Origin of the sequence: Paenibacillus sp. FSL H7-0442 (assembly GCF_038593105.1) — a bacterium.
GTDB lineage: Bacteria > Bacillota > Bacilli > Paenibacillales > Paenibacillaceae > Paenibacillus > Paenibacillus polymyxa_D.
Genome location: NZ_CP151963.1, coordinates 1,769,995 through 1,793,681, shown reverse-complemented (window position 1 = coordinate 1,793,681; position 23,687 = coordinate 1,769,995). Strand labels below are relative to the sequence as shown.

The window sequence follows — 23,687 nt, the reverse complement described above, 5'->3', positions numbered from 1 at the left end:
GCCCATATAATAGACTCATGATAACATACCTTACTTTTTTCCCGCAACAAAAGCCCTCCTGATCATTTAAGTTCCGTCGGAGGGCCTAGAAAATCATCAACTCTGTTTACACAGGTCAACTAAGCATCCAATGATGCAGGATAATGCTTGGCATGGAGACTCCGATGTGCAATTCGCGAAGAAGCAGCGGCAGCCAGTCCGGCGACAAGATCGTCTAAAAACACATGAATACCACTGCCTTTTTGGTTCAGCTGTTCGATAATCCCCGTCTTTTCCTTATCCAGATAACCAAAACTGGTTAAGCCAATCATGCCGTACACACTCGTAATTCCAAGAGCTAGTGTCTCGTCCACTCCGTACAGCGGTTCGTCTGCCTCCATAATGGCTTGCAGCGGCTGAGGGAGAAGTTTTTTTTCAGCCAATTCATCGAGCGCAATGCCTGTGAGCAAGGTATATTGAACCTCGCGCTTTTGCAAAACCGCTTTGACACTGTCTATACATTCTTCCATCGTCAAATGAGGATAATATTTTAGCTGAAGCTGAAAAACAATGTCCGCAATGGACTCGATACGAATGCCTCTGCGATTTAGCAAAGTTTCTGCATATTCATAGGACATAATTTCCCTCCCGCTTTCACCGTGCAGTTCAATTCTTTCACCGTGCGGGACCTTATGGTGCAGGGTGCGTGTTGAACCCCTGTTCCGCCAGTTTTCCAAGTGTATGCGGGAGGGAAGGAAAATGTTCATTAAACCGTTACAATAAGGGCGGGTACTGTGTACCTATTATTTGACTTTCACCGTGCCTTCACCCAACATCGACTCCATTTGATCAAAAAGCTGAGGAGAGGGCTTAATACTGTAAGCATCGCTCAACGCCAGCAGACGCTGGTTGCTCTCATAAAAAAGTACGGTAGGCATAGCACCGGGATGCTCCTGTAGCAGCGCCTTGAGACTGACCAACAAGCTGGCGTCCTCCTCAGCCTGGCGGGTGATCTTGACAAACACCCGCTGACGAGTGGTCGGCTCCGCGCTGCGCGGGACCGGCACCTGCTCACCGCGAGCCGCTTCGACTCCGCGCGGTGAAGCCGCCGCCACGGGGCGATCCGCCTTCGATTGAGGCGAAGCAGATGCAGTGGCTGCCGAAGGCGGGGACGACACACGCGACGCGCTCCCGCCTGGGCCGCCAGCGGCAGAACCAGCAGCTGGTAAGGATGCTCCAGCTGCGGCGGACGAGCGCGTACTGGCACGTCGGCGCTGGAGGAGCCGTGCCAGCGAGTCTTCCGCCAGCGGGGCGGTCTCATCCGCAAGGAGCTTGAAGTGCTCGTCCTGCTGCTGCATCTTGGCTCGAAGCGTAAGCAAAGCCCCCTTTTCAATCCACTGCTGGCTCCGCTTCCACACCTCAGGAAACAACACAACCTCACAGCGCTCAATCTGATCCTCCAGCTCAATGAAGGCCATAGCCTTACCCTGCTTGGTCGTAATCGTTTTGAGTGACACTACCATGCCTGCGGTCACAACAACCGTTTCATCTGGCACATCGCCCAGCTCCATCAGACGATCCGCCTCGCTGTTTTCCAAAAGCGACTCAAAATCATCCAACGGATGCCCGGATAAATACAGTCCCAGCAGTTCACGTTCCAGCTCTAACTGCTGGCTGGCACTGAATTTGGGTACATTGGGGTATTCGATATCCCAATTGGGCATTTCCACAAAACCAAACATATCAATTTGCAAGTCATCCCGTTCCTTGCGCCACTTGACGGCTGCATCCACCGTTTCATCCAGCATGGCAAGCAACTGTGCCCGATGACCCGTCAATGAGTCAAAGGCCCCTGCCTGAATAAGCGATTCAATTACTCTCTTATTACATACTCGCAAATCGACACGTCGACAAAAATCGAGCAGGCTGTCGAAAGGCCGTTCCTTGCGAACAGCGAGAATGCTCTCCATCGCCTGTGTGCCAACATTTTTAATTGCAGCCAGGCCGAAACGGATGCTTCCTTGCTGTAATGGAGTAAACAGCACCCTGCTTTCATTTACATCAGGCGGCAACACTGCGATATCCATACGACGGCATTCGACGACATATTCAGCCACTTTCCGATGACTTCCCATCACCGCCGTCAGCATTGAAGCCATGAATTGTACTGGATAATGTGCCTTTAGATAAGCCGTCTGAAATGCTAGCACACCATAAGCAGCTGCATGAGCACGCGGGAAGCCGTAGTCAGCAAAACGAACAATCATATCGTAAACCCTGCCGGCCTCCTCCTCCGTGTATCCCTGCTTGATACTGCCTTCAACAAAATGTCCGCGCTCCAGATCCAGCACTTCGCGCTTTTTCTTGGACACAGCCCGGCGCAACAGATCGGCTTCTCCCAGGGAAAAGCCCGCCATGCGCGAAGCAATCTGCATGATTTGCTCCTGATACACAATAATACCGTACGTATCCTTTAAGATCGGTTCCAAGTCAGGATGCGGATAAGAAATCTCGATCTGACCATGCTTGGCCTGTATAAAGTTAGGAATAAAACCCATTGGACCCGGACGATACAAAGCCAGGACAGAAATGATATCCTCAAATACACTCGGCTTCAAATCCTTGAGTACCCGGCGTACACCGGCCGACTCCAGCTGGAATACACCTCCTGTATCTCCTTTGCCCAGCAAGTCATAGGTATGGGGATCGTTATCGGGAATACGGCTAAAATCAGGCGTGTCTCCATGCTCTTCCGCAATCCAGTGTATGCACCGTTCAATAATGGAGAGCGTACGCAGCCCAAGGAAATCCATTTTAAGCAAACCAATGCGCTCTAGATTTTCCATCGAGTACTGCGTCAAAGGTACTCCTTCGCTCCCCTCTTGCAGCGGAACCGCATCGGTCAATGGAGTCCGCGAAATGACAACACCCGCTGCATGTGTCGAAGCATGACGAGGCATTCCTTCAACCTTGATCGCCATATCCAACAGTTCACGTGTCTTGGGCTTCGTTTCATATAGCGTTTTCAGCTCCGGGGTAATTTCTAGCGCATGACGGATATTAATACCTAGCTGCGCCGGAATCAGCTTGGCTGCCTTGTCCACCTCGCCATACGGCACGTTCAATACACGGCCGACGTCACGGACAGCGGCTCTTGCCGCCAGCGTTCCAAAGGTAATAATTTGCGCTACATGCTCATTTCCATACTTCTGTACTACATAGTCAATAACCTCGTCACGCCGCTCATCACTAAAATCGATATCTATATCCGGCATACTAATTCGTTCGGGATTCAGAAACCGTTCAAAGAGAAGATTGTATTTCATCGGATCGACATTCGTGATGTTAAGCACATAGGCAACCAAACTGCCTGCTGAGGAACCACGCCCTGGTCCCGTTGCAATCTTATGCTTATGTGCGAAGGCAATAAAATCCCATACAATCAGGAAATAATCGCTGAAACCCATACTGTCAATGGTATTCAACTCATAGTTTAGCCGTTGGTTCAGCCTTTCCCGTTCCTCCGGCTGCTTCCATCCGGAATCGCTTCCATAGCGACGCTCCAGCCCTTGCACGCACAGATTGCGTAAATAGGACGAAGAGGTCATTCCTTCCGGCAGCGGGCGATATTCAGGTAAAATGGATTGACCGAATTCCAGCTCCAGTTCGCATTTTTCAGAAATACGCACCGTGTTGGCGATGGCTTCTGCCACATGCGGGAATAAACGAGCCATATCCTCCTGACTTTTCAGATACAACTGACGTGTTGGTATACGCAAACGCTCCTCATCGTCAACTGTCTTTCCTGTCCCGATACAGATCAGAACATCCTGCACGTCCGCATCTGGCTCAGTCAAGTAATGCACGTCATTCGTCGCGACCAGTGGAATATCCAGTTCCTTCGCCAGTGCGATCAAGAGAGGATTTACACGTTTTTGCTCCGAAAGACCATGATCCTGGAGTTCCAGATAAAAATCATCGCCAAAAATGTTACGATATCGTTCCGCTGCTCGTCGTGCCTCGGCTTCCCGACCATGCAGTAAATGCTGCGGCACTTCACCGCCCAAACAAGCGCTCAGGCATATGATGCCTTCGTGATGAGCAGCCAAAGCCTCCATGTCGATGCGCGGCTTATAGTGAAAGCCCTCCAAATGGCCGATGGAGCACAGCTTCATCAGATTTTGATAGCCTGTTTTATTTTTGGCGAGCAAAATTAAATGATATATGGGCTGATCCTTGCGGCTGCCACGCTCCTTACGCGATCCTGCCGTCATATAGGCCTCACACCCAATAATCGGCTTAATGCCGTTCTCTACACACGCTCTATAAAAAGGAATGGCACCGTACATGACCCCGTGATCTGTAAGGGCCAGCGCCTTCATTCCATAAGCTGATGCCTGTTTGACCAACTCCGCGGTACGAGCCGCGCCGTCCAGCAGGCTGTACTCGCTATGAACATGCAAATGCACAAATGAACTCATGCGCTTCTCTTCCTTTCACCGCTTGATTTTCTTCAAACTATTTTATCATATCCGCGTTAGTAGCGCCCATAGAATAAAAGTACAGACCTCGGCGGACAAGCGCGGTCTTGATTCGTATACCTAAGGAGGAAAAGAGCATGAGCACTTTTATATCCAAAGCGATTCTCGACTTCTTCATTGCTTTCGGCATCGTGCTCGGTGGAGCCATGCTCGGCGGAATGGGAGCTGTGGTATCGCTTCAGCCGCCCACCCAGACGATGCTAGAGGTTGCCGGAAGAATTAAAATATGGGCGCTTGCTGCCGCTGTGGGGGGAACGATGGACCCGATCCGGGTCATTGAAAGCAATATGTTGGATGGTAATTTGTCACCTGCCATTAAGCAGATATTGTATTTGATTTTCGCCTTTTTAGGCGCTCATATGGGTGCAGAGCTGGTCAAGTGGGTATGCGGCAACGGACGACCGTGAGGTGAAACGACTATGAGAGTTCCCCCTTTTGAGCGCCTGCGTCCTTTTATGCAATTGTCCTCCGTCTTTGTACTCGGTATGATTACGGGAGGCATGATCTACAACGTCATCTGGCATGCCAGCTTCAATCAGCTATGGACGAACAACCAGGATCTCCAATTCCAGCTCCAGCAAGCCGAGGAGGACAACAAAACATTGCGCAAATACAGCAAGCGCCAAACCGTTGTCAAAGAAATCAAGCTGATCGCGGAGGAAGCTTCGGCCGAAAAAATTGATTCTATCAACCTGAAGGAACTTCTTCGCCGTGTCAGTCGTGATCTGGAGGTGCTGCGCGGCAGAGATATGTTCGAGATTGACTCTGACAGCAAGCTGGTACGTATGTTGCTGCACCAAAAAAAATACACCGTTCGTGACAAGGAGTATACGATCCAGGTCAAAACGATGCTTGTAATGGAAGGCGTGCTGCAAATTTGGCTGGAAGCAAAAGAAAGATTGCCTGAAAGCCACTAGTCGATCTATTCGACTTCACACCTTACTCCGATCCATTGTAGACTAACCATGTTCAATGGAATGAAGCGTCATCACTGCTTTGCATACCAAATGATTTTCCCGTGAAATTGCAATTTCTAGCTTGCAGGTGCGGCGACTCATCTCGAGCAGCATCGGACGAAGAACGACAGCATCTTCTATCTGTACGGGTCTAATAAAATATGTCGTCAAATTGTCCAGCACATAATCTTTGCCGCTCATGTCTCTAGCTGCCCGGTAGCCCGCTTGTGTCATCACGTTGACCAGTACGCCTTCCGAGATCGTACCTAAATTGGTCGCCATTTGCGGAATGATAAACCCGCGAAAAAATAACGATCCGTCCTCATTACGCTCCTCAGCAAACCCGTTCCAGATCAGCTGGTCGAACGTCTCGCCAAGTTGCGGCTGCTTTTGGGCGTTACGCAGCGCCTCCAGCACCTCACGCCGTGTAACGGACCCGAGCAGCTTGCGGTTGCGGTCCACGACCGGCAAATAATCCACACCTTCCCACGCCATCATTTGCGCGGCTGAAGCCAGCGAGGTCTGGTAGGTGACCGTTATCGGATTGCGGATCAGACATTTATCCATCGTGTGCTCAGGTTGAAGCCCCTCCACATCTTTGCGGCTGACGATACCAATTAAACGATTCCATTCATCCACGATTGCAAAATGATGATGTCCGGTCGTCACCGAAAGTTCTTCAAACTCGGTAAGTGTGCTGTTGATTTTCAAGGTCAACGTTTTCGGTTTGCCTGCCGCAATATCTTCAATCAGCATAATTTTCTTTTTGATCAAGCGGTCAAATATGGCTCTATTAATCATAGATGCCACTGTAAAAGTATCATGGCGTGAGGAAATAATTGGCAGACTGATCTTGTCTGCGAGCTGCTTAACCTCTCGGCTCGTACCGAAGCCCCCTGTAATCAGCACACCTGCCCCCTGCTCCAATGCAAGTGAATGCGCATCCTCACGGTTACCTACGATCAGCAAACTACCTGCGTCAATATAACGAGCCATAGCTTCCTCGCGCATCGCTCCGATCACATACTTGTGCAAAGGCTTCTCCAGCCCCTCACTTCCGCCCAGCACATGTCCCTCTACAATATTCACGACATCTGCAAAGGTCAGCTGCTCGGACAAGCCGCGCGGGCGCTTCTCCACTCGTACTGTTCCGATCCGTTCCTTGGTAATGACAATTCCTAGGTTTTCAGCTTCCTTCACGGCCCGATAGGCCGTTCCTTCGCTGACGCTCATTTCTTTAGCCAACCTGCGCACAGAAATTTTGGAGCCTATTTTCAACTGCTCGATATGTCGCAATAGCTGCTCATGCTTCGTAACTGTTTCATCTAGCCCGTCCAACTCTGTTACACCCCCAACGTTCAATCTGTATCATTCTGTATCTATTATAGCACAAAAACCCTTTATTTTAGACCTTTGTTCATTTTGAGTTCTCTGCTTCGGAAATAGCAAAAAAGCGATCCCCTCTTCACAAGGACCGCTTCTTACTATGATTGATTTGTAATCTGGTAGGCCAGCCCAAGACAAGCTGAAAAAAAACTCACTGCATGCTGCCTTTGTCAGCTTTTTCATCCCATTTCATCTGCCACTGCTGCATTTTGGCCCGCCGTACACGCTCCAGCGTTTTGCGCTTTTCCTCATCCACACCCAGCAAAAAATGCATGTTCGCTCCGATGACTAGCAGCGCAAAAAGTACCCATACTATCCCAAAGCCGTTGACCCAGTTCAAACCGCCTGCAAGCGAGATGCGTGGTAACGCGACCAAGACCATAGCCAGCGCAATCAGTGTATACAAACCATGTTTCCATCTTTTAAAAGAACCCAATCGTATCCCTTCCTCTCCCTGTGACTCTATGTATCTAGTCTATGAGAGGACAGGAAGGAATATGAGACAAACTTACAGAGATGAACCGTACAAATCTTGAAGGCTGTCTGCAATAATTTTGTTAACGTCCTCAATAATCACGCTCAGGCGACGTTCAGCGTCGAACAGGCGACGGATGTTGAGATTCAAACTTAACACCTCGAACAGCTTCTCCATCTTTTCCATCTCTTCCTGTGCTGGCATATCGCCGCTCATCATGCGTTGTTGTACTTCCATTTGGCGTTCACGGAAATCGTCGAGCATTTTCTTGGCTTCTGGATCGGTTTCGATCAGCTTCATCGCTGACGTAATTTCCTCTACCTCTTTGCTTTCCTTCAATGCTTTCGCTAAATCATGGGCTTTGTCGTAGATGTTCATGATTGTTTATTCCTCCAATACAAGTTTAGTGTCAACATTTCACATTGTCCGTCAATCACCAAGGGATATATGTCCTCATATGATGAATCAGTGCTATTACAGCCCATTCACGTTTCCCGTTACTTTCAAGACATCAAGTTGCTGCCCGGAAGGAGATCCACGATGTCCATCAAAAAAACAACGATTCAAATCATCGGATCGGGCATCTTGCAGGATGACGTACTCATGGTCGGCGAGTCCTTGCTTCGCAAATGGAAAATATCCGCTGGCCACCCCGTTCAGCTCGCCTTCGGTTCGTTCCGCCAAGAGGTTACCGTCATATCGGTGCCCCGCTATAGCGGCCTACGTGTGGGAAGCGTGCTAGCCCGAAAAATGGGGCTTCATGCCAATTGTGATCTGCGAGTAACCTACAGCCGAGGTCGCCGGACACTTCGAGTGGGCCCACTTATTAGCGTGCTGGTCAGTCGGGACTATCCCGAACAGCCCGACAAGCCTTTCGGGTCGATCACCCTGTTCTGCCGTGAACTAGTCGGGGAATGCCGCAGACAAGGAGCATATGTGTATTTCTTCACCCCGGAGCATATCGGAAGTCAGCCCGGGCGAGTTCAGGGATGGGTGTATGACGGAGGCTGGAAAAAGACGGTCATGCCCGCCGGCGATGTCGTCAATAATCGTCTTACCTCCCGTAAACTCGAGAACAGAACTAGCGTACAGCATTTCATGAAAGAAGTAAAATCGCAGTACGGCACGACCATTTTTAACGAAAAGTTTTTGGATAAGAATGAAGTATTTGATGCGCTTAAATCAAATTCTTCCCTGCGCAAGTATTTACCCGAGTCCCACTTGCTGCAAACTTTTGTTGTTTTCAAAAAAATGTGCAACCAGTATCCCGCTGTTTTTCTCAAGCCAGTGCGCGGAAGCCTGGGTAAAGGCATAATGCGCATTAACAAGCAAACCGATGGCACCTTTTCGGTGCTATCCACAACAGCAGGCACACCCCGCAAGCAAACGTATGCCAACGTCGATAAGCTGTACAAAAGCTTGGCGGGAAAAATGAAAACAACACGCTTTCAACTCCAACAGGGACTTACCTTGATTGATCACGGTAAGCGTCCGGTCGACTTTCGTGCGCTTGTGCAGAAAAATTCGTCCGGAACCTGGACCGTAACATCCATTGTCGCCCGGATCGCCGGAGGAAGCCACTTTGTGTCCAATCTGGCAAGAGGCGGCACGCTGAGTACTGTCAAGGAAGCACTTGCCAAGACCACGCTGCCCGCAACCGTTAAATCGAATGGGCATACCTCTCTCAAAACAGCAGCACTGGATATCGCAAGCGGAGTAGAAAAAGCAATTCCCGCCCATTTCGCAGAATTTGGTATTGATCTGGCAATAGACAGCACGGGGCGCATCTGGTTGCTGGAGGTCAATTCGAAGCCATCGAAGAATGACAACACGCCGTTAAATGATCAGAAAACTCGCCCGTCCGTTAAAAAAATGATTGAATACTGCTGTTATTCAGCCGGCTTCAAATGAATTCATCTCTTCCAGAGTCTGGCTGCCAAAGGAGCTGTTGTCGGTGTCTCTTGTTGTGCCAGGCACGCTGGGCGTGCTTGTTAGCCGGAATCAGGCCGCCACTCCCCCTATTACCGAAGCCGATTTTTGCCGCAGGCTAAGTCTGTTGGGCAGGCGCTCTGATCTTAGCGTAATGGCGTTTACCGTCGAAGGAGTTTCACCTGAAGATCACTCCATACGAGGTTATGTTTATCGTAACGGAGTATGGACATCCGGCCGCTTTCCGTTGCCGGATATTGTGTATAACCGCTGTCTCCATGTCCACGAGAGCCAGAATGTCAGGCGCACACTGGAAGACATGGCGGAGCAAAATTCGCGCAAGCTCATCTACTGGTCGCGTAACTTACCTTGCAAATGGCAGGTGTATCGCGCTTTGCATGCGGTAGATAAAGTACGTCCTTTTGTGCCGCCTACGGCGCCTTACCGGGACACGGCCCAGCTTGTGGAATGGCTAGGACGCCATTCGGAGCTGTTTATGAAGCCACAGACCGGAACACATGGCAAGAGCACACTGTATCTCCGGCTGGCAGAAGGAGGCCAGGGACTACTTGTACAGGGTAGAGACTCCCGTAACCGTCCGTTCCGGCGTTTGTTTCCCGAATTGGATGCAGGATTGTCATGGATCCACGGAATTGCACACAAACGCGCTTATATCGTGCAGCCTTATTTGAAATTAACAAGCCAAAGCAATCATCCCTTTGATGTTCGCGCACTCATGCAAAAGGATGGCAACGGCCATTGGCGCCTGACGGGCTTTGCTGTAAGAGAAGGCAGAAAAGGAACTCTGACTTCTAATCTGCACGGTGGGGGCGAAGCCCATCCGGCTGAGCCATACCTTCGTGAACAATTTGGCGCGGACACCACGCGTCTCATCATCGGGCAGATGAGGGCGCTGTCCTCGACCATTACCAGGGCGCTTGAGGAACGTTATGGCCGCCTTGGCGAGTTGGGAATTGATTACGGTATTGACCAGAGCGGGAACATCTGGCTATTGGAGGTTAATTCCCGACCTGGTCGGGCCGCCTTTTTTCAGACCCGTCAGCCGGAGTGCGCTTTCCAGTCGGTCAACCGCCCGCTCGAATATGCTCGATATTTAATGACCCATTCCAAAGCGACAGGGCCAAAGGGCGCGGGCGCCTCCCTTGAACATACGGTATAGGAGGATAAACAGATGAGTTTAACGCATTGCAATGTGCATTTCTCACAGCAGCCCGACAAGGTGGCGTATATATCCACTGCCTTGTTGAAAAGCCTTAAATTATCCGGAGCCAAGTCCGTTCGTCTGCGGCTCGGTAAGGATCAGATTCCCGCTACAGTAAAACCAATTCAGAAGGCGGGACGCCATCTATACTTGACCTCCGGCTTACGTAATGCAATCCGTGTTCCCAAAAGCGGGGCCATCTATTTGCGGAATCTGGATGGTGATATACAGCTAGGGCCGTTGATTGGCGTGCTGTCTGACGGTACCACCTCCACCACTCGCCCTTTCGGATCGCGCACAGGCTTTATTAAGCAACTGCTGAGGGAAGGCAGCAAAAAATCTTATATTTTTGCCTTCACCCCTCGGGATATCAACTGGCAAAATGATACGATTAACGGCTATTTTCTGTCATCCAGCGGGGAATTCACACGTAAACTTGTACCTTTGCCGGACGTGATCTATAACCGTTTGCCGAGCCGTCGCTCTGATTTTTCCCCGGCGATCAATCAACTACGCGAACGCTTTTCCCGCAAACGAATTCCCTTTTTTAACTGGAGCTTTTTCAATAAGTCCGATATCTATAATCTGCTGGAGAATAACCCAGATGTTAACCGCTATGTCCCTGAATCATATATGAATCCCAGCTCTGAACGTATCCGAGGTATGCTGGAGCGACATCAATTTGCTTATTACAAGCCAAGTGGAGGCAGTCTCGGTAAAGGAATCTATCGTCTGTCCCATGTTCCCAAGCAAGGATATTATGTGAGGTACCGTAAGAAAAGTAGCAATGTATTGCTAAAATTCGCCTCTTTTAATTCCATGCTCAGGATGCTTCACTCCAATCAGGGACAGATGTTAAAGGGTTATGTCATTCAACAGGGTATCCAGCTGATCGAGATTGACAATTGCCCGATTGATTTCCGGTTTCACATGCATAAAAATGGAAATAATCAGTGGGTCGTCGTCGGCATTGGAGCCAAAAAAGCCGGACGTGGCAGTGTCACAACCCATATCAAAAATGGCGGTTCTCTTATGACACCTGAACAGGCGTTGAACCGGGTATTCGGAGACCGGGCGGGTGAAGTGCTTCAACGTGCCAAGAACGTAGCAGTTACACTCGCTGAAGCCATTGAACACCATCACCAGCATCTATTGGGTGAAATCGGTTTTGATCTGGGCATTGATCAGGATGAAAAGGTATGGATGTTTGAAGCCAACTCCAAGCCAGGCCGATCCATTTTTCAGCATCCATCGTTGCGTGCGGAGGGTAAAGCATCCGTGGAGCATATTTTGGACCACTGTCTTTACCTCAGTAAATTCCGCAGAAAAGAGGAACTATGAATACCCGGGCGGAGCATAAGCCAGTCGTTGCTGTATTGACAGTGCACGACGAAGGGCAATTTTTCAAGGGCAATCAGCGCAATTTCAGGGATATTCTTGAAACGGGAACACGGATGGGATATCAGGTGTACATTGTTACCGTCAGGGACCTGAAACTGGCAGATGAGACGATTAAGGGCTATGTCTTCAACAAGAGCTTACAGACGTGGGAGGAACAGGATTTCCCACCTCCACAGGTCATTTATAATCGCATCCCCAACCGTAATTATGAACTTAAAACCTCTGTGCGCACAAAGTTGGATGAAATTTCACATGCCTCGGGCATTGAGCTGTACAATCCAGGCTTTTTTAACAAATGGGAACTGTTCAAGTGGTTGCGCACCTCAGAAACGACTCGTCAGCTTGTTCCGGCAACCAAACGGTTAAGCAACCTGTCTTCCTTAGGAAAAATGCTGTCTACGTATCCATACCTGTATCTCAAGCCGGAAAACGGTAAGGCCGGAAAGGGGATTATGATTCTTAAATTCCTCCCAGACCATCTAATGGCTTACAGACTGACCATTCAGCATGACAAAAAAAGTGTAACCTACAGATCTGTATCGCTATCCCGGCTGTGGGGACGTATCCGACGGGAAGCAGGCAACTCACCTTATATCATTCAACAGGGTATCGATCTGGCAACCCATCAGAAAAAACCCTTCGACCTGCGTATCCTGGTACAAAAAAATATCCGTGGCTCCTGGAGTATCACCGGAGTCGGTGCCAGACTGGCCGGTAAGGGGAGCATTACCACACATGTCCCGCGTGGCGGGAGTGTAGAGGACCCTTTCAAGCTACTGTCCTCACTGTTTGGGCCTGAGGACAGCACGGATCTACTGAACAAAGTTAAAAGTACGGCCATACAGATTGCACGTCAAATTGAACGCGCATCCGGTCTTTCTCATGGCGAAATGTCCATGGATCTGGGCGTGGATACGCTCGGAACCCTCTGGTTTTTTGAGGCCAATGCCAAACCAATGAAATTTGACGAGCCGGAAATCCGCCAAAAGTCGCTTAGACGCATATTCCAGTACAGCTCCTTTTTGGCCGGACGAATGAAATCATGATCAAGGAAGTGGAATCATGCCGCAAATTAGCGATGTTCAACATTTGCCTGCCCGGAGCTGGCTGCTGAGACGACGACAGTTGCTGTTTTTGGCCCGCAGCTCAGGGGGCATGCGCATTACTCGTAATGCTCTGCGGCAGTTGGCCGTTTTAACGCCCGAGCAATTGAACACCCCTGGCTCCTCCCTCCTGTGTGCATTTGTGCGCACGGAGAAGGGGCTGCGGATTGCCGGATTTTCCCTCGCTCTGAATTACGGGGAGGATGCTTGCATCGTAATTGTTCGTCCGCTTTACCGGGGCCGCAGACTGGGCGCTAGACTGCTGTCCGCCCAGCTCAAACAGCTGCGCCGTCTGACGTGCAGCGTAGCCGCCGACAATATGTCCAGTCTCAAAACCTGTTTCCGCGCTGGGCTTGTTGCGCATGAAATGACGACTGGACCAACCGGGAAACCCACGCTGATATTTCACGGAGAGTTATCCCAAGATAAGCAGACGGCAGAGGAAGGTGGAATGCTGTGCCAAAACCTGTCCTAGGCATCATGACTTTGTATTTGAACAACAAGAAGCAATTAGAGGAACGCGACATATATGAGCGCATGATTGCAGAAGGGAAACGGCTGGGACTGGATATGTATGTATTCACTCCTGCGGATGTCCATAAGGATCGCAGGCTGCTCCTTGCCCAAATCTATGATCCACACAGCGGAAAATGGAGCCGAAAGTGGCGAGAGTTCCCAGACATGATTTTCGACCGTTGTCGGGTACAGCGCAGTGAGCGATATCGTCAGTTGAAGCAGTTCCGATTGCAATACACAGACCTTGTATATTTAAACCGACCCCTGAGTAACAAATGGGTCATTCATCAGCAGCTTGCGAGAAGGTCTGCCTTTCGCCCCCATTTGCCTGCAACAGAGCTGTTCAGTGGATTTCATAGTGTCAAACGGATGCTCAAACAGAATTCACTAGTGTACCTCAAACCGATTAACGGTACGGGAGGCCGAGGTATTTTACGTATTGAACCTGTTAACAAGCAAGGAGGCCTGTATCTGATTGAGGGCCGCAATCGCAAACGCCATATCATTCCCCAGCAGCGGGTACGTCTTGACCGTCTGGAGCCGCGTCTGAGCAGCTGGAACATGGATAATTACATTGTTCAGGAAGGCATTCCTGTGCAGTTGCCGAATGGCAGAGTCCATGATTACCGTATGCTGGTACAGAAAAATGGCCAAGGAGTATGGGAGCTAACCGGATGCGCCGGGCGCATCGGGGCGCATCGGAGTGTCACTTCCAACCTGCATGGTGGAGGCAAGGCAGTACCGATGAGCCAATTGCTAACGCAATGGATTCGTGATGAAAGCCATAGAGAGAAAATCATCAAGCAAGGGGAAAAACTCGGACTGGACATCGCTGCGTATCTGGAAGAAAGCTACGGGGCATTGTGTGAGCTTGCACTCGATTTGGCAATTAATAAGCACGGTCATATATATGTGCTGGAAGTCAACCCGAAGCCAGCCCGCGAGGTCTTTTCGCGTATTGGTGAAAAAGAAACCTATCGCCGCTCCATCGCCAAGCCCATGGAATATGCCTTGTGGGTCTACCACACACAAATTAATCCAAAGCCTCAGGCTGACCACAAAGCAGAAGATAAAACAGAAGATAAAGCAGAAAATAAGACAGAGAATAAGACAAAGGAAGGCTCCGCGTAAAGTGGCTGCCTTCCTTTCTTTTTTTCATCTGTCCGACAGTAACAGCATGTTTAATTATATGGTGCGTCGAGCCTATTTATAACCAATAACCTGTGTTTCACAGTTACTCAGCGTTTTTATAAAGTGTAAGCAGTTGCGTAAAGTCTGTAATAATCGCATCGGACCCCTTCAACTCATCGTCCACACCAAATCCCGCATAAGCGCAACCGATCACCGTCTGTCCGTTCTTTTTGCCTGCTTCCACATCTGAGGAACGATCTCCTACCATCCATACGTTCGAAATATCGTGCTTGCTCAATAGAATTTCCAGCAAATTCACTTTGGAAAGCGTGCTGTACTCCCCAGCGCTGTACAGTCCTTCAAAAATGGGAACCATTTCATACGCAGCAGCGATCCCCTTTACATAGTCCTCCAGACCGTTACTAGCTACGAACAATCGGACACCTTGCTCATGAAGGGCCTGGAGTGTTTCTTTTACTTGTGGATACAGGGCATGACTTCCGCTCTTCAATCCCTCCAGTTCCAGCTGAAGCAGCAGCTCGTCCGCTCTTCTATGGGCCGCTTCGCTGGCTTCCGGCATCACTCTTCTCCAGATTTCATCCAGCAGCATGCCCAAACTATTCAAAATAAGCTCCTCGGGAGGAGTCTCTCCTTCATAAAGCCCTTCGGCGCGCAGCGTATCAAACAGCTTGTGGTACGCAGGAAGCAATAGCGTCTCCGTCTGAAAAAGTGTACCGTCCATATCAAATACCATAGCCTCAGGTTTCTTCAACACAGGTGCATTGTTCATGTAGTTATCAGTCATTCCTTTCCTATGTAGGTTTACAACTCTAACCCCTCTCATGATAAGCAATAAGAGAGGTCCGTGTAAACCTCATTGCGCATACCGCTAACTCTTATATTTTTTTAAAACAGTCCTGAAACAATGCAAACCACCCCACATATCCGTGTGTAAGGCACCCCTTGGAAGGTTGAGATCCACACCATTCCAATACGAAAATCCCGCCTGCTCTATCCATTGCTCCATCGCTGATAGATCCACTGTAGGGTAATCAAACGTCAGCAGAAGCATTCCGTCATCGCGTATGGTCCGGTGAAATTCATGTAAGGCTGCCAAAGACTCCTCAGGTGTTAAATGTTCCAGCACTGAAATACATACAATTTTGTCAAAACTGGCATCCTCATAAGGCAGAGCTGTCAGATTGGCATGTGCGGAGTGGAGCCGAACCGGTAAAATCTCCTGAATGCGCTCGGCAGCCTCCTCTCCGATATCCCGCCGCACCTCGGCCAAAATGGCATCCACGGAAACGATCCGTATATCCAGATCGCAAGCATAGACCTGAGCGCAACGGCGGGCCAACTCAAATTTGAATGGATGTGGAATTCCACACGCTGCATCCAGCACCGAATCTTGACCGGACATAAATTGAAGACACCACTCATACTCATAGGGGCGACTCCACCAGCTTTGGGGGAGTCTGTAAATCATGCTGGAGGAGTTGGGGTCAGAATATACAAAAAAGCGAGATAGATACGGGTCAGACATGTTCATGGATGCTGCCTCCTTTTGGAGAGATTTAAATTACTCTTGCAACACAGCACAGTTCATGACCCCGTTTCTCGCCTTGAAGTTTGGCCAACAATCCCATTTGCTCCGTAAAGGCAAGATCACCGTACAAAGGATGGGCTTGCAGCAAGGCATCCAAACCAGAGGGAAGCTGGCGGGTAAACATAGCCACCGAGCGCAATCCAGACTTTTCCAGTAAGAGCACCAGCGTATGCTCAGAATAATGATATAAATGATCTTCCTCAGTAAATAAAGGTGAATAAACACCATAAGCCTCATTGGTGAACGAGTTTTTGTTGGGCACTGTAATATATAACGTCCCGTCAGGTTGAAGCTGTTCGCGTAAATCTGTCAAAAATGCAACAGGGTCCGCAATATGCTCCAGCACATGCCAGCATGCTACGGCCTCGTATTTGTGATCCAGTGGTAATTCAGTATCTTCTTCTACTTCTTGTATTTCTTGTGCTTCATTCAATTCCTGCATATCACATGCTTCATCGGTTTGAGTATCTTCTTCGGTTTCACCGTTCCAGTAACCCGGCAATAAATCCACGTCATATTTGTGTTTGGCGTAAGCACGCGAGTCTATGGAAGGTTCAATACCCACTGCATCCCAGCCGGCTTGAAGGGCAGCATGGATAAATTCTCCGGTACCTGATCCAATCTCAAGCAATTTTCCTTTACCGGAGCTGAACATATCCAGTAGCATGAGTCCAAAAAGGGCATGATCCCCATAAGTTGACGCTGCTGCACTATCCCGCATAGCAACCCAATCGGCATTATAAATCTCTGCAATCATATCCTCCGGCTGTATATGATCCACATCATTACGAAAAACCAAGCCACAGGAGCCGCACCCCATCAAGGTAAAGCGTTCATAGTTATGAAATACTCCCGTGTCAGACGAACCACACAGTTTGCATTTACTATAAAATACGTTCTTTATTTCACTTTTAATTTGTAGACCGGAATTATTCATAACCTGGACACTTGAAATCTCGGCAACATCCATGGCGTTCACATCATGGGTAGCTTCATACTCTGGTGTAGTTTCTTTTTCTCCATTTATGTTGTCCTGATCTACCCAAAGCGTGAGTCGGGGGTTCGGGTCCAAAATAGATTCATATTGCTCTTTCCAGCCATAACGAGCACTTGGATCAAGCAACTGATATCGCTGAAATTTGGCCATGCGAATAGCAGGTGTACACCATCCCCAATGCTGGATGCGGTAGTTGCTGATTTCACTGGGAAGGTCAAGCACATTTTCGGGAAATCTCCCACAGTGCAAGGACTGCTCCTTCCATTTATAAGAGAACCCTTCCTTATATCGAATTAAAAAAGGACGGTAATATTGATGAGCCTGCCAATAATCATCATCGCGGTAATGCGTGGAATTCCACATATCAAACAACCTGAAACAAATCGTATCCGCTTTCGTTCCCGCTAACAAAGAATGTACCCCTTGAGCAAAACGAGATTCGAACATTTCGTCAGCATCCATATTTAATATCCATTCCGGAAAAGAAGCCAACGTCTCTCTCCACTGTTGCTTACGTAGTTCCAATTCATTGCTAAAAGAAGCTGTTTCATTGCGTATTAAACGTAATGGGATTCCCTTTAGGATCTCACGGCACAACTCTCCGCTATCATCCTGACTGCCATCATCAATAATGACCGCTTCATCAATATATTCTCGATGACTCCGCAGCACGTCAATGAGCTTGCGATCTGCCTCATTGTATACCGTCATGGTCAGCGTCAATTTGGGTTTGGAGACAGGCGGCGTATGAAGTTCACTTTGTCGTGGACCAGGGAACGTTTGTGGTATAACAAAAGAATCTGCCGTGTACTTGGCAAAGACAGCTGACTCACGGAGGTCATACGGTATAACAGGAGGTTCAGGGAACTTAGATGGACTTGATGATGCAGAAGGATTGAAGGCAGGAGAGTTAGTAGAAGTATCGGAGTGATTTAGATATGCTAAATGTTCTGATTGGTCCGTATGAACAGCGCTCGTTGTAAAATAATTTAGGGTGAATAGTAGCTGCTCTGCCTTCATTCTGTCCGCTTCCCGGTACAGATGCATCGCCGGATAGTGTGTATCCACAAAAAGTGGAAATCCAAATGCAGCTGCCCGAATACAGAAATGTCGATCTTCTCCCCAATAGGAAACGTTTTTGATTTTACCAAAGTGAATCCCTGCTTCCAGTGCACGTCTGCGGATTAGGGTACAAGCACCTAGACCCCCCACTTCGTACAAACCAGGAACATGCAATTGGTGTATAAAATGCAACTCGCGTTGTGCTCGCTCCTCTGCCGACAACACTTCGCCTTCTTCACGATGGAACAAATTATATTCATCACTAACCCACACCTGAGGCAATAGAGGCCCCTCCGGCTGCCAGCGTGTCCAGAAAATCTCAGATACAATATCCTTCTCCGCCTCCACCAGCTTACATAAGGTACGGGAATGGAGAATCAGGTCTGAGTCGACTAAAAACAGCGCGTCATAATTATGCTGAAGTGCATAATCAATAAGACGATTTTTGAAGTCGGCCACTTTCCAGACGAGGGCTGGCGGCCAATAATGAGTGTGCTCATCACTTCGGTTCTCCACTTGCTGTGGACCTGTTAACAAGGGCAAAACCCTGCCCGGCAGCCGATTGGAAAAATCGGCAAGCCATTGGCTTGAAGTCGGATTGTCATTATCATCGACAAATAAATAATCGGGCAGCACATCAGGTGCCTCCAGTCGCTCTAAAGCTTGAAGAAATAAAGACAATATTTCCGGTTTCTGGTGCACCGGGCTACCGATTAGTATACGCATGATTCAACGCCTCCATCAGGCAGAAGCCTCATAACCGTTCCCCCTCCATATCCTAAGGCATACCATAATTGCAACCGAGCGATATGGGAGTGAGCGTAGTATGAATGGACTTGCACCTGGAAATATCAATGAAAACGACATCCATACAAAAATACAATCTTACCATCCAAACAACTACTCTTTTTCAGTTTTCCACCCGTTTTCTAACTACATTTAGCCATCAAATTTATTTCCCGGTCGCTTGATAATATCGAATTTCGCACAATCTCCTCCCCCTCATATCAGACTTTGATTTTCTAATTTATTAGAGCAAGACTGAATTTATGATTATCACCATCCTCTCAACGAGCCCTCGGAATTACTACATAATGAGCAAGCTATCCTAATAAAATGGAGATTATACCAAGTTTTTTGGGAGGGACAAAGAGCATGGTAACTGTCAGCTTATGTATGATTGTCAAAAATGAAGAAGAAGCCCTTCATACCTGTCTGAAATCAGTCCATGACCTGGTAGATGAAATCATTATCGTAGATACTGGTTCCACTGACAGTACCCAAGAGGTCGCTGCATCGTTCAATGCTCGGGTATACCATTTTGAATGGTGCGATGATTTCTCTGCAGCCCGCAATTATGCGTTTGATCAGGCAACGCAAGAATATCAATTTTGGCTGGACGCTGATGACATACTGGAAGAAAAAGACCGAATATCATTTCTCAACTGGAAGAAACAAGCCACCCTCTCCTATGACAGCATTACGATGGATTATGTGCTGTCTGTAGATGAACAAGGACAGCCGTTGTATAAGCTCAAAAGAAACCGAATTGTGCGGCGTGATCGAAGATTCAGATGGATCGGCTTTGTGCACGAATTCCTGCATGTGACTGGCAGCACCTTTCACAGTAATATAGCGGTGACTCATAAAAAGACACGTGCCTACACTGATCGTAATTTGCATATATATCTCAAGCATCGGGAGCAAGGCACTGCATTTTCTGAGCGAGATCACTACTACTTCGCGAATGAACTATATGATAACGGACGCATACTAGAAGCCATCCAGCAGTACGAGCACTATCTGGGACTCGATCAAGGATGGATTGAGGATCGGATTGCTGCTTGCTTTAAGCTAGCGGATTGCTACGCCCACCAGGGTCAAAAACAGGAGCAGCGTATGGCTCTGCTTCGCACACTTAACCTTGATGTACCACACGCCCAGTTCTGCTGTGTCTTTGGCAATTTGTTGATTGAAGACGAACAGTATACTCAAGCCATTTACTGGTTTCACCAGGCAACGTTGATAGAGCCTCCACAAGATGTGATGGCCCTAACCAATTCGTCGTACTATACCTGGTTTCCACACTTGCAATTATGCCTGTGTTACGACCGAATCGGTGACATCGAAAAGGCAAAATCGCATCATCGCATAGCTCAGTTGCACCACCCTACTCATCCAAGTGTTTTATATAACGAGAAGTATTTCGCACAACTGAAGCAATAGAGATGAGAAAGACGCGCCGGGGAAAGGTCGTTCAATGTAGCCGACCTTAGTCATCATGCCGATATGTGCTCGGCACGATACCCGGCGGACAGCCTGCAATTTTTCGGGGCTTTTATTTTTACCCCCTCTTATATATAAATGCCCATTGCTGCTCCTCGGGAAGGACCATTTCATTGGCTTAGATTACTTCAAAAGAAAAAAAGTCTCCTGCAAGCTTAAGCTCACCAAGAGACCTCGTATATCATTTTATCAGAACACTTTCTTCCGGTCTCTTTCCCCCTTCAAAATTTCCACTGACTCACGGAAACGGAGCGAATGGATTATTTCACGTTCACGTAGAAACTTCAGACTATCTTGCAAATCCACATCGTCTGTCAGATCAATCAGCCACTGATATGTAGCTCGTGCCTTTTCCTCTGCCGCTATGTCCTCATATAGATCGGCAATAGGATCGCCTTTGGCTTGAATATAAGCCGCTGTAAAAGGAACTCCGGCAGCGTTTTGATAATACAGCGCATGGTCGTGTGCCGCATAATATTCACCCAGACCGGCAGCCTTCATTTGCTCTACGCTCGCATCCTTGGTCAGCTTATAAATCATAGTCGCAATCATCTCGAGATGCGCAAATTCCTCCGTGCCTATGTCGTTCAGTACACCAATCACCTTATCGGGAATCGTATATCGCTGATTCAGATAGCGCAATGCCGCTGCCAGCTCGCCATCCGCTCCACCATACTGCTCCATAAGCAGTTTGGCCATATGAGGATCACATTTGCTGACACGTACGGGATATTGCAGTTTCTTCTCATATACCCACATTCATGTCCCCTCCTTTATAAAAGGTTGTTAAAAGGTTGTACCTGCCTAGACCTGCCACGGCCAAGGGGATTGACTCCACTCCCAAGGATACTTGGAATAGGCACGACCAAAATTTTGTAAAGGCCCATATAGCATCTGATACTCGTTAGCAATCGCCGTTCTTTCCTGCGTCAGCTTATTGAACTGCTCGATGGCCTGTAAATCATCTGGGTGCGTATTCAGATACAAATTCAGCTCCACCAACACAAAATCCACCGCTTGGAGCTTCTCCAGCAACGCATAAAACTGGGCATCCCCCGGCTTGGTTTGGGACGTGCAGCCTTGGGTCGGGTTTCCGGCTTGACTATAGCCCTGAGTTTGGTTCTGATACTGGTTCTGATACTGGTTCTGGTATGGATACGGATTTGAATAAGGGCTTTGATATGGATTCGGCTGTTGCTGTCCACTCTCATGCTGATTTTGCTGCTGGAATTGGAATGGGGACTGACCCTGATTTGGATTCTCCATTCTATTCGCCTCCCCCCTGGTTTCTTCTAGGCTCATAAGGGCTGTAAAGCAAAGGCCATAGCGTTCCCTTCGTCAGCGCCTCATCTGGACTGAATTGCGGTAGACCAGGGGGCTGAAATTGCACAAACAAGTTTGGCGGAAGCACATAAGTCTTGCACAGAACGGGCGGACACGGATCGAACGGGCCGACAAACGGGGCATACTCACCTTGCTGTGGAAATTTCACGGGCCGGGACCTCCTTTGGTTGATCCATCTGCTTTACTATTCAACATATGCCGCATCGCCCAAGTCTCGAACAAAAAATCACAGATAAAAATAATTGTTCAAAAAAAATAACTATAAAACTGTTTCTAATCAAAAAGAACCTTTAAAACCACGGTAACGTGGATCTAAAGGTTCTTGCTTCAGCACACTATAATAACTTACATACCTGAACTGATCTTACCTATCTCTGTGGATCAGGACTCAATCGGTAGAAAGCTCATCTTCAATCACAGGCTCAGGCTTGCGGTGAATCTTCACTCTCATTATGCGAAGCCTTGTTGCTTCCTCCACCTCGAAGGTAAGGTTATAAAACTCAATTTTCTTCCCTTTCACCGGAATGCCTTCCAATTCCTTGAACAGCCATCCTCCGATGGAATCCACCTCGTCGTCTTCAATGTTTACTCCAGTCAAATCATTGACATCCTCAATGAGCATACGACCGTCCACAGAGATGAAGTTCTCCTTGATTTCCACGCTTGGGCGTTCATCCTCAAACTCATCATAGAGATCCCCGACGATTTCCTCCAAAATTTCCTCCGCTGTCAGCAGCCCGGCCGTTCCGCCGTATTCATCTACCACGAGAGTCATTTGGGAATGTTTTTTCTGCATAAGGCGTAGCACGTGACTCACTTCCATAGACTCCGGCACATTCAAAATAGGACGTACCACCGAAGCCAGATCCAGTTGTTCCCCCTGCTCAGCTAGCAGAAGATCCGTGATATGGACAAAACCGATAATCTGGTCTTTATCCTCAACCGCTACCGGGTAGCGGGAATGCTTGGTCTCGCTGATAATCTTGAGATTTTCCTTAAACGACAAATTCGTATACAAACAATCCATATCTGTACGCGGCAGCATGATTTCACGTGCAAGCAAGTCGGAAAAATCAAAAATATTATCCATCAGCTTAATTTCGTCCTTATCAATCACACCGCTTTTGGCGCTCTGATTCATCAATATACGAATCTCTTCCTCCGAATGAGCCGCTTCGGCTTCACTCGCCGGCTGAATCCCGAATGCACGCAACAGCAAGTTTGCCGCAGCATTCAATACCCAGATCACAGGTAGAAAGACCTTATAAAAAAGCAGCAAAGGCGCCGATAAAAACAACGCCACACCTTCAGTCTTCTGAATCGCTAAAGACTTGGGAGCCAATTCCCCCAATACAATATGCAAAAAGGTAATTACGCAAAATCCGACGACAACGGATATCGTTGTAATCAGGGTGCCGTCAGTTACACCGAGTTTGTGCATGAGTGGCTCTATCAGGTAGCCGGATATTGCTGGCTCTCCAATCCAACCCAAACCCAATGAAGCCAGCGTAATGCCCAATTGGGTGGCGGACAGATAAGCATCCAACCTTTGGTTCACCTTCAGCGCATAGCCTGCCAGGCGATGACCCTCGCTTTGGAGCTGCGTCAATCGGGATTGGCGCATTTTGACCAACGAAAATTCTGCGGCCACAAATACACCATTTAGAAAGACAAGCAGCAGTACCAAGAGGAGATTCACAGCTAGCAATCCCCAATGAAACTCGGTATGACCATCCAATACGAACTCCCC

Annotated in this window: 21 protein-coding genes; 9 read left to right on the top strand and 12 right to left on the bottom strand. The window is 48.4% G+C overall.

All coding sequences use genetic code 11. The features are described from left to right. Positions 1-119 precede the first annotated feature (119 nt). Both MHH57_RS08145 and MHH57_RS08140 read right to left on the bottom strand, forming a co-directional pair. The gene (locus MHH57_RS08145) at positions 120-617 is read right to left on the bottom strand and encodes a phosphatidylglycerophosphatase A (protein WP_023987905.1); all 498 of its coding nucleotides are present in this window, start codon (positions 615-617) and stop codon (positions 120-122) included. 165 nt (positions 618-782) lie between these two features. Further along, complete coding sequence (locus MHH57_RS08140) at positions 783-4,460, bottom strand: DNA polymerase III subunit alpha (protein ID WP_029516611.1); 3,678 nt, start codon at positions 4,458-4,460, stop codon at positions 783-785. Between the two features lie 137 nt (positions 4,461-4,597). On the opposite strand from MHH57_RS08140, the gene MHH57_RS08135 reads away from it, so the two are divergent. Then, entirely contained in the window at positions 4,598-4,927 is a 330-nt protein-coding gene (locus MHH57_RS08135; RefSeq protein WP_013309582.1) for a YtrH family sporulation protein, read from the top strand. Between the two features lie 12 nt (positions 4,928-4,939). After that, on the top strand, positions 4,940-5,437 hold the full coding sequence (locus MHH57_RS08130) for a hypothetical protein (protein WP_039269883.1): 498 nt from the start codon (positions 4,940-4,942) through the stop codon (positions 5,435-5,437). A gap of 42 nt (positions 5,438-5,479) precedes the next feature. Here the strand turns inward: MHH57_RS08130 and MHH57_RS08125 are convergent, their stop codons facing one another. The 3 genes from MHH57_RS08125 to MHH57_RS08115 form a co-directional block, all read right to left on the bottom strand. Beyond that, positions 5,480-6,814: a DRTGG domain-containing protein gene (locus MHH57_RS08125; protein WP_029516609.1), complete on the bottom strand. Its 1,335-nt coding sequence runs from the start codon at positions 6,812-6,814 to the stop codon at positions 5,480-5,482. A gap of 199 nt (positions 6,815-7,013) precedes the next feature. Further along, a complete protein-coding gene (locus MHH57_RS08120) occupies positions 7,014-7,298 on the bottom strand; it encodes a hypothetical protein (RefSeq protein WP_029516608.1) in 285 nt (94 codons plus the stop codon). Between the two features lie 72 nt (positions 7,299-7,370). Beyond that, positions 7,371-7,715, bottom strand: a complete 345-nt coding sequence (locus MHH57_RS08115; RefSeq protein WP_013309578.1) for a YlbF family regulator — start codon at positions 7,713-7,715, stop codon at positions 7,371-7,373. 162 nt (positions 7,716-7,877) lie between these two features. Between MHH57_RS08115 and MHH57_RS08110 the strand changes: the two genes are divergently transcribed. Genes MHH57_RS08110 through MHH57_RS08085 form a run of 6 tightly spaced genes read left to right on the top strand, consistent with a single transcriptional unit; the run spans position 7,878 to position 14,639 of the window. Then, on the top strand, positions 7,878-9,248 hold the full coding sequence (locus MHH57_RS08110; RefSeq protein ID WP_029516607.1) for a YheC/YheD family protein: 1,371 nt from the start codon (positions 7,878-7,880) through the stop codon (positions 9,246-9,248). A gap of 43 nt (positions 9,249-9,291) precedes the next feature. Continuing rightward, positions 9,292-10,446 (top strand): YheC/YheD family protein, encoded by a 1,155-nt coding sequence (locus tag MHH57_RS08105; RefSeq protein ID WP_342435168.1) that lies wholly within the window; start codon positions 9,292-9,294, stop codon positions 10,444-10,446. Between the two features lie 12 nt (positions 10,447-10,458). Beyond that, complete coding sequence (locus MHH57_RS08100) at positions 10,459-11,829, top strand: YheC/YheD family protein (RefSeq protein WP_029516605.1); 1,371 nt, start codon at positions 10,459-10,461, stop codon at positions 11,827-11,829. Next, positions 11,826-12,935 (top strand): YheC/YheD family protein, encoded by a 1,110-nt coding sequence (locus tag MHH57_RS08095; protein WP_069011206.1) that lies wholly within the window; start codon positions 11,826-11,828, stop codon positions 12,933-12,935. Before MHH57_RS08100 ends, MHH57_RS08095 begins: the two co-directional genes overlap by 4 nt. A 16-nt stretch (positions 12,936-12,951) precedes the next feature. Further along, complete coding sequence (locus MHH57_RS08090) at positions 12,952-13,467, top strand: GNAT family N-acetyltransferase (protein ID WP_069011207.1); 516 nt, start codon at positions 12,952-12,954, stop codon at positions 13,465-13,467. After that, positions 13,449-14,639, top strand: a complete 1,191-nt coding sequence (locus MHH57_RS08085) for a YheC/YheD family protein (protein WP_069011208.1) — start codon at positions 13,449-13,451, stop codon at positions 14,637-14,639. The genes MHH57_RS08090 and MHH57_RS08085 overlap by 19 nt, the downstream gene beginning before the upstream one ends. A gap of 103 nt (positions 14,640-14,742) precedes the next feature. Here the strand turns inward: MHH57_RS08085 and MHH57_RS08080 are convergent, their stop codons facing one another. The 3 genes from MHH57_RS08080 to MHH57_RS08070 form a co-directional block, all read right to left on the bottom strand. Beyond that, positions 14,743-15,444, bottom strand: a complete 702-nt coding sequence (locus tag MHH57_RS08080; RefSeq protein ID WP_081317560.1) for an HAD family hydrolase — start codon at positions 15,442-15,444, stop codon at positions 14,743-14,745. A gap of 84 nt (positions 15,445-15,528) precedes the next feature. Further along, entirely contained in the window at positions 15,529-16,191 is a 663-nt protein-coding gene (locus tag MHH57_RS08075) for a class I SAM-dependent methyltransferase (RefSeq protein ID WP_069011210.1), read from the bottom strand. Positions 16,192-16,216: 25 nt separating this feature from the next. Continuing rightward, complete coding sequence (locus MHH57_RS08070) at positions 16,217-19,033, bottom strand: bifunctional glycosyltransferase/class I SAM-dependent methyltransferase (protein WP_342435010.1); 2,817 nt, start codon at positions 19,031-19,033, stop codon at positions 16,217-16,219. Positions 19,034-19,462: 429 nt separating this feature from the next. On the opposite strand from MHH57_RS08070, the gene MHH57_RS08065 reads away from it, so the two are divergent. Next, on the top strand, positions 19,463-20,533 hold the full coding sequence (locus MHH57_RS08065; protein ID WP_342435009.1) for a glycosyltransferase family 2 protein: 1,071 nt from the start codon (positions 19,463-19,465) through the stop codon (positions 20,531-20,533). 249 nt (positions 20,534-20,782) lie between these two features. Here the strand turns inward: MHH57_RS08065 and MHH57_RS08060 are convergent, their stop codons facing one another. The 4 genes from MHH57_RS08060 to MHH57_RS08045 all read right to left on the bottom strand — a co-directional run bounded on the left by MHH57_RS08060 (position 20,783) and on the right by MHH57_RS08045 (position 23,675). After that, positions 20,783-21,352, bottom strand: a complete 570-nt coding sequence (locus MHH57_RS08060; protein WP_029516597.1) for a manganese catalase family protein — start codon at positions 21,350-21,352, stop codon at positions 20,783-20,785. Between the two features lie 45 nt (positions 21,353-21,397). After that, positions 21,398-21,859, bottom strand: a complete 462-nt coding sequence (locus MHH57_RS08055) for a spore coat protein CotJB (protein ID WP_318626775.1) — start codon at positions 21,857-21,859, stop codon at positions 21,398-21,400. 1 nt (position 21,860) lies between these two features. After that, positions 21,861-22,085, bottom strand: coding sequence for a spore coat associated protein CotJA (locus MHH57_RS08050; RefSeq protein WP_029516595.1), 225 nt, complete (start codon positions 22,083-22,085; stop codon positions 21,861-21,863). A gap of 240 nt (positions 22,086-22,325) precedes the next feature. After that, positions 22,326-23,675, bottom strand: a complete 1,350-nt coding sequence (locus MHH57_RS08045) for a hemolysin family protein (RefSeq protein WP_029516594.1) — start codon at positions 23,673-23,675, stop codon at positions 22,326-22,328. Positions 23,676-23,687 lie beyond the last annotated feature (12 nt).

Excerpts from the sequence above, each read along its gene's own strand:
- MHH57_RS08145 (WP_023987905.1), bottom strand. The coding sequence starts at position 617 with ATGTCCTATGAATATGCAGAAACTTTGCTAAATCGCAGAGGCATTCGT.
- MHH57_RS08140 (WP_029516611.1), bottom strand. The coding sequence starts at position 4,460 with ATGAGTTCATTTGTGCATTTGCATGTTCATAGCGAGTACAGCCTGCTG.
- MHH57_RS08135 (WP_013309582.1), top strand. The coding sequence starts at position 4,598 with ATGAGCACTTTTATATCCAAAGCGATTCTCGACTTCTTCATTGCTTTC.
- MHH57_RS08130 (WP_039269883.1), top strand. The coding sequence starts at position 4,940 with ATGAGAGTTCCCCCTTTTGAGCGCCTGCGTCCTTTTATGCAATTGTCC.
- MHH57_RS08115 (WP_013309578.1), bottom strand. The coding sequence starts at position 7,715 with ATGAACATCTACGACAAAGCCCATGATTTAGCGAAAGCATTGAAGGAA.
- MHH57_RS08110 (WP_029516607.1), top strand. The coding sequence starts at position 7,878 with ATGTCCATCAAAAAAACAACGATTCAAATCATCGGATCGGGCATCTTG.
- MHH57_RS08100 (WP_029516605.1), top strand. The coding sequence starts at position 10,459 with ATGAGTTTAACGCATTGCAATGTGCATTTCTCACAGCAGCCCGACAAG.
- MHH57_RS08095 (WP_069011206.1), top strand. The coding sequence starts at position 11,826 with ATGAATACCCGGGCGGAGCATAAGCCAGTCGTTGCTGTATTGACAGTG.
- MHH57_RS08090 (WP_069011207.1), top strand. The coding sequence starts at position 12,952 with ATGCCGCAAATTAGCGATGTTCAACATTTGCCTGCCCGGAGCTGGCTG.
- MHH57_RS08080 (WP_081317560.1), bottom strand. The coding sequence starts at position 15,444 with ATGACTGATAACTACATGAACAATGCACCTGTGTTGAAGAAACCTGAG.
- MHH57_RS08075 (WP_069011210.1), bottom strand. The coding sequence starts at position 16,191 with ATGAACATGTCTGACCCGTATCTATCTCGCTTTTTTGTATATTCTGAC.
- MHH57_RS08070 (WP_342435010.1), bottom strand. The coding sequence starts at position 19,033 with ATGCGTATACTAATCGGTAGCCCGGTGCACCAGAAACCGGAAATATTG.
- MHH57_RS08065 (WP_342435009.1), top strand. The coding sequence starts at position 19,463 with ATGGTAACTGTCAGCTTATGTATGATTGTCAAAAATGAAGAAGAAGCC.
- MHH57_RS08060 (WP_029516597.1), bottom strand. The coding sequence starts at position 21,352 with ATGTGGGTATATGAGAAGAAACTGCAATATCCCGTACGTGTCAGCAAA.
- MHH57_RS08055 (WP_318626775.1), bottom strand. The coding sequence starts at position 21,859 with ATGGAGAATCCAAATCAGGGTCAGTCCCCATTCCAATTCCAGCAGCAA.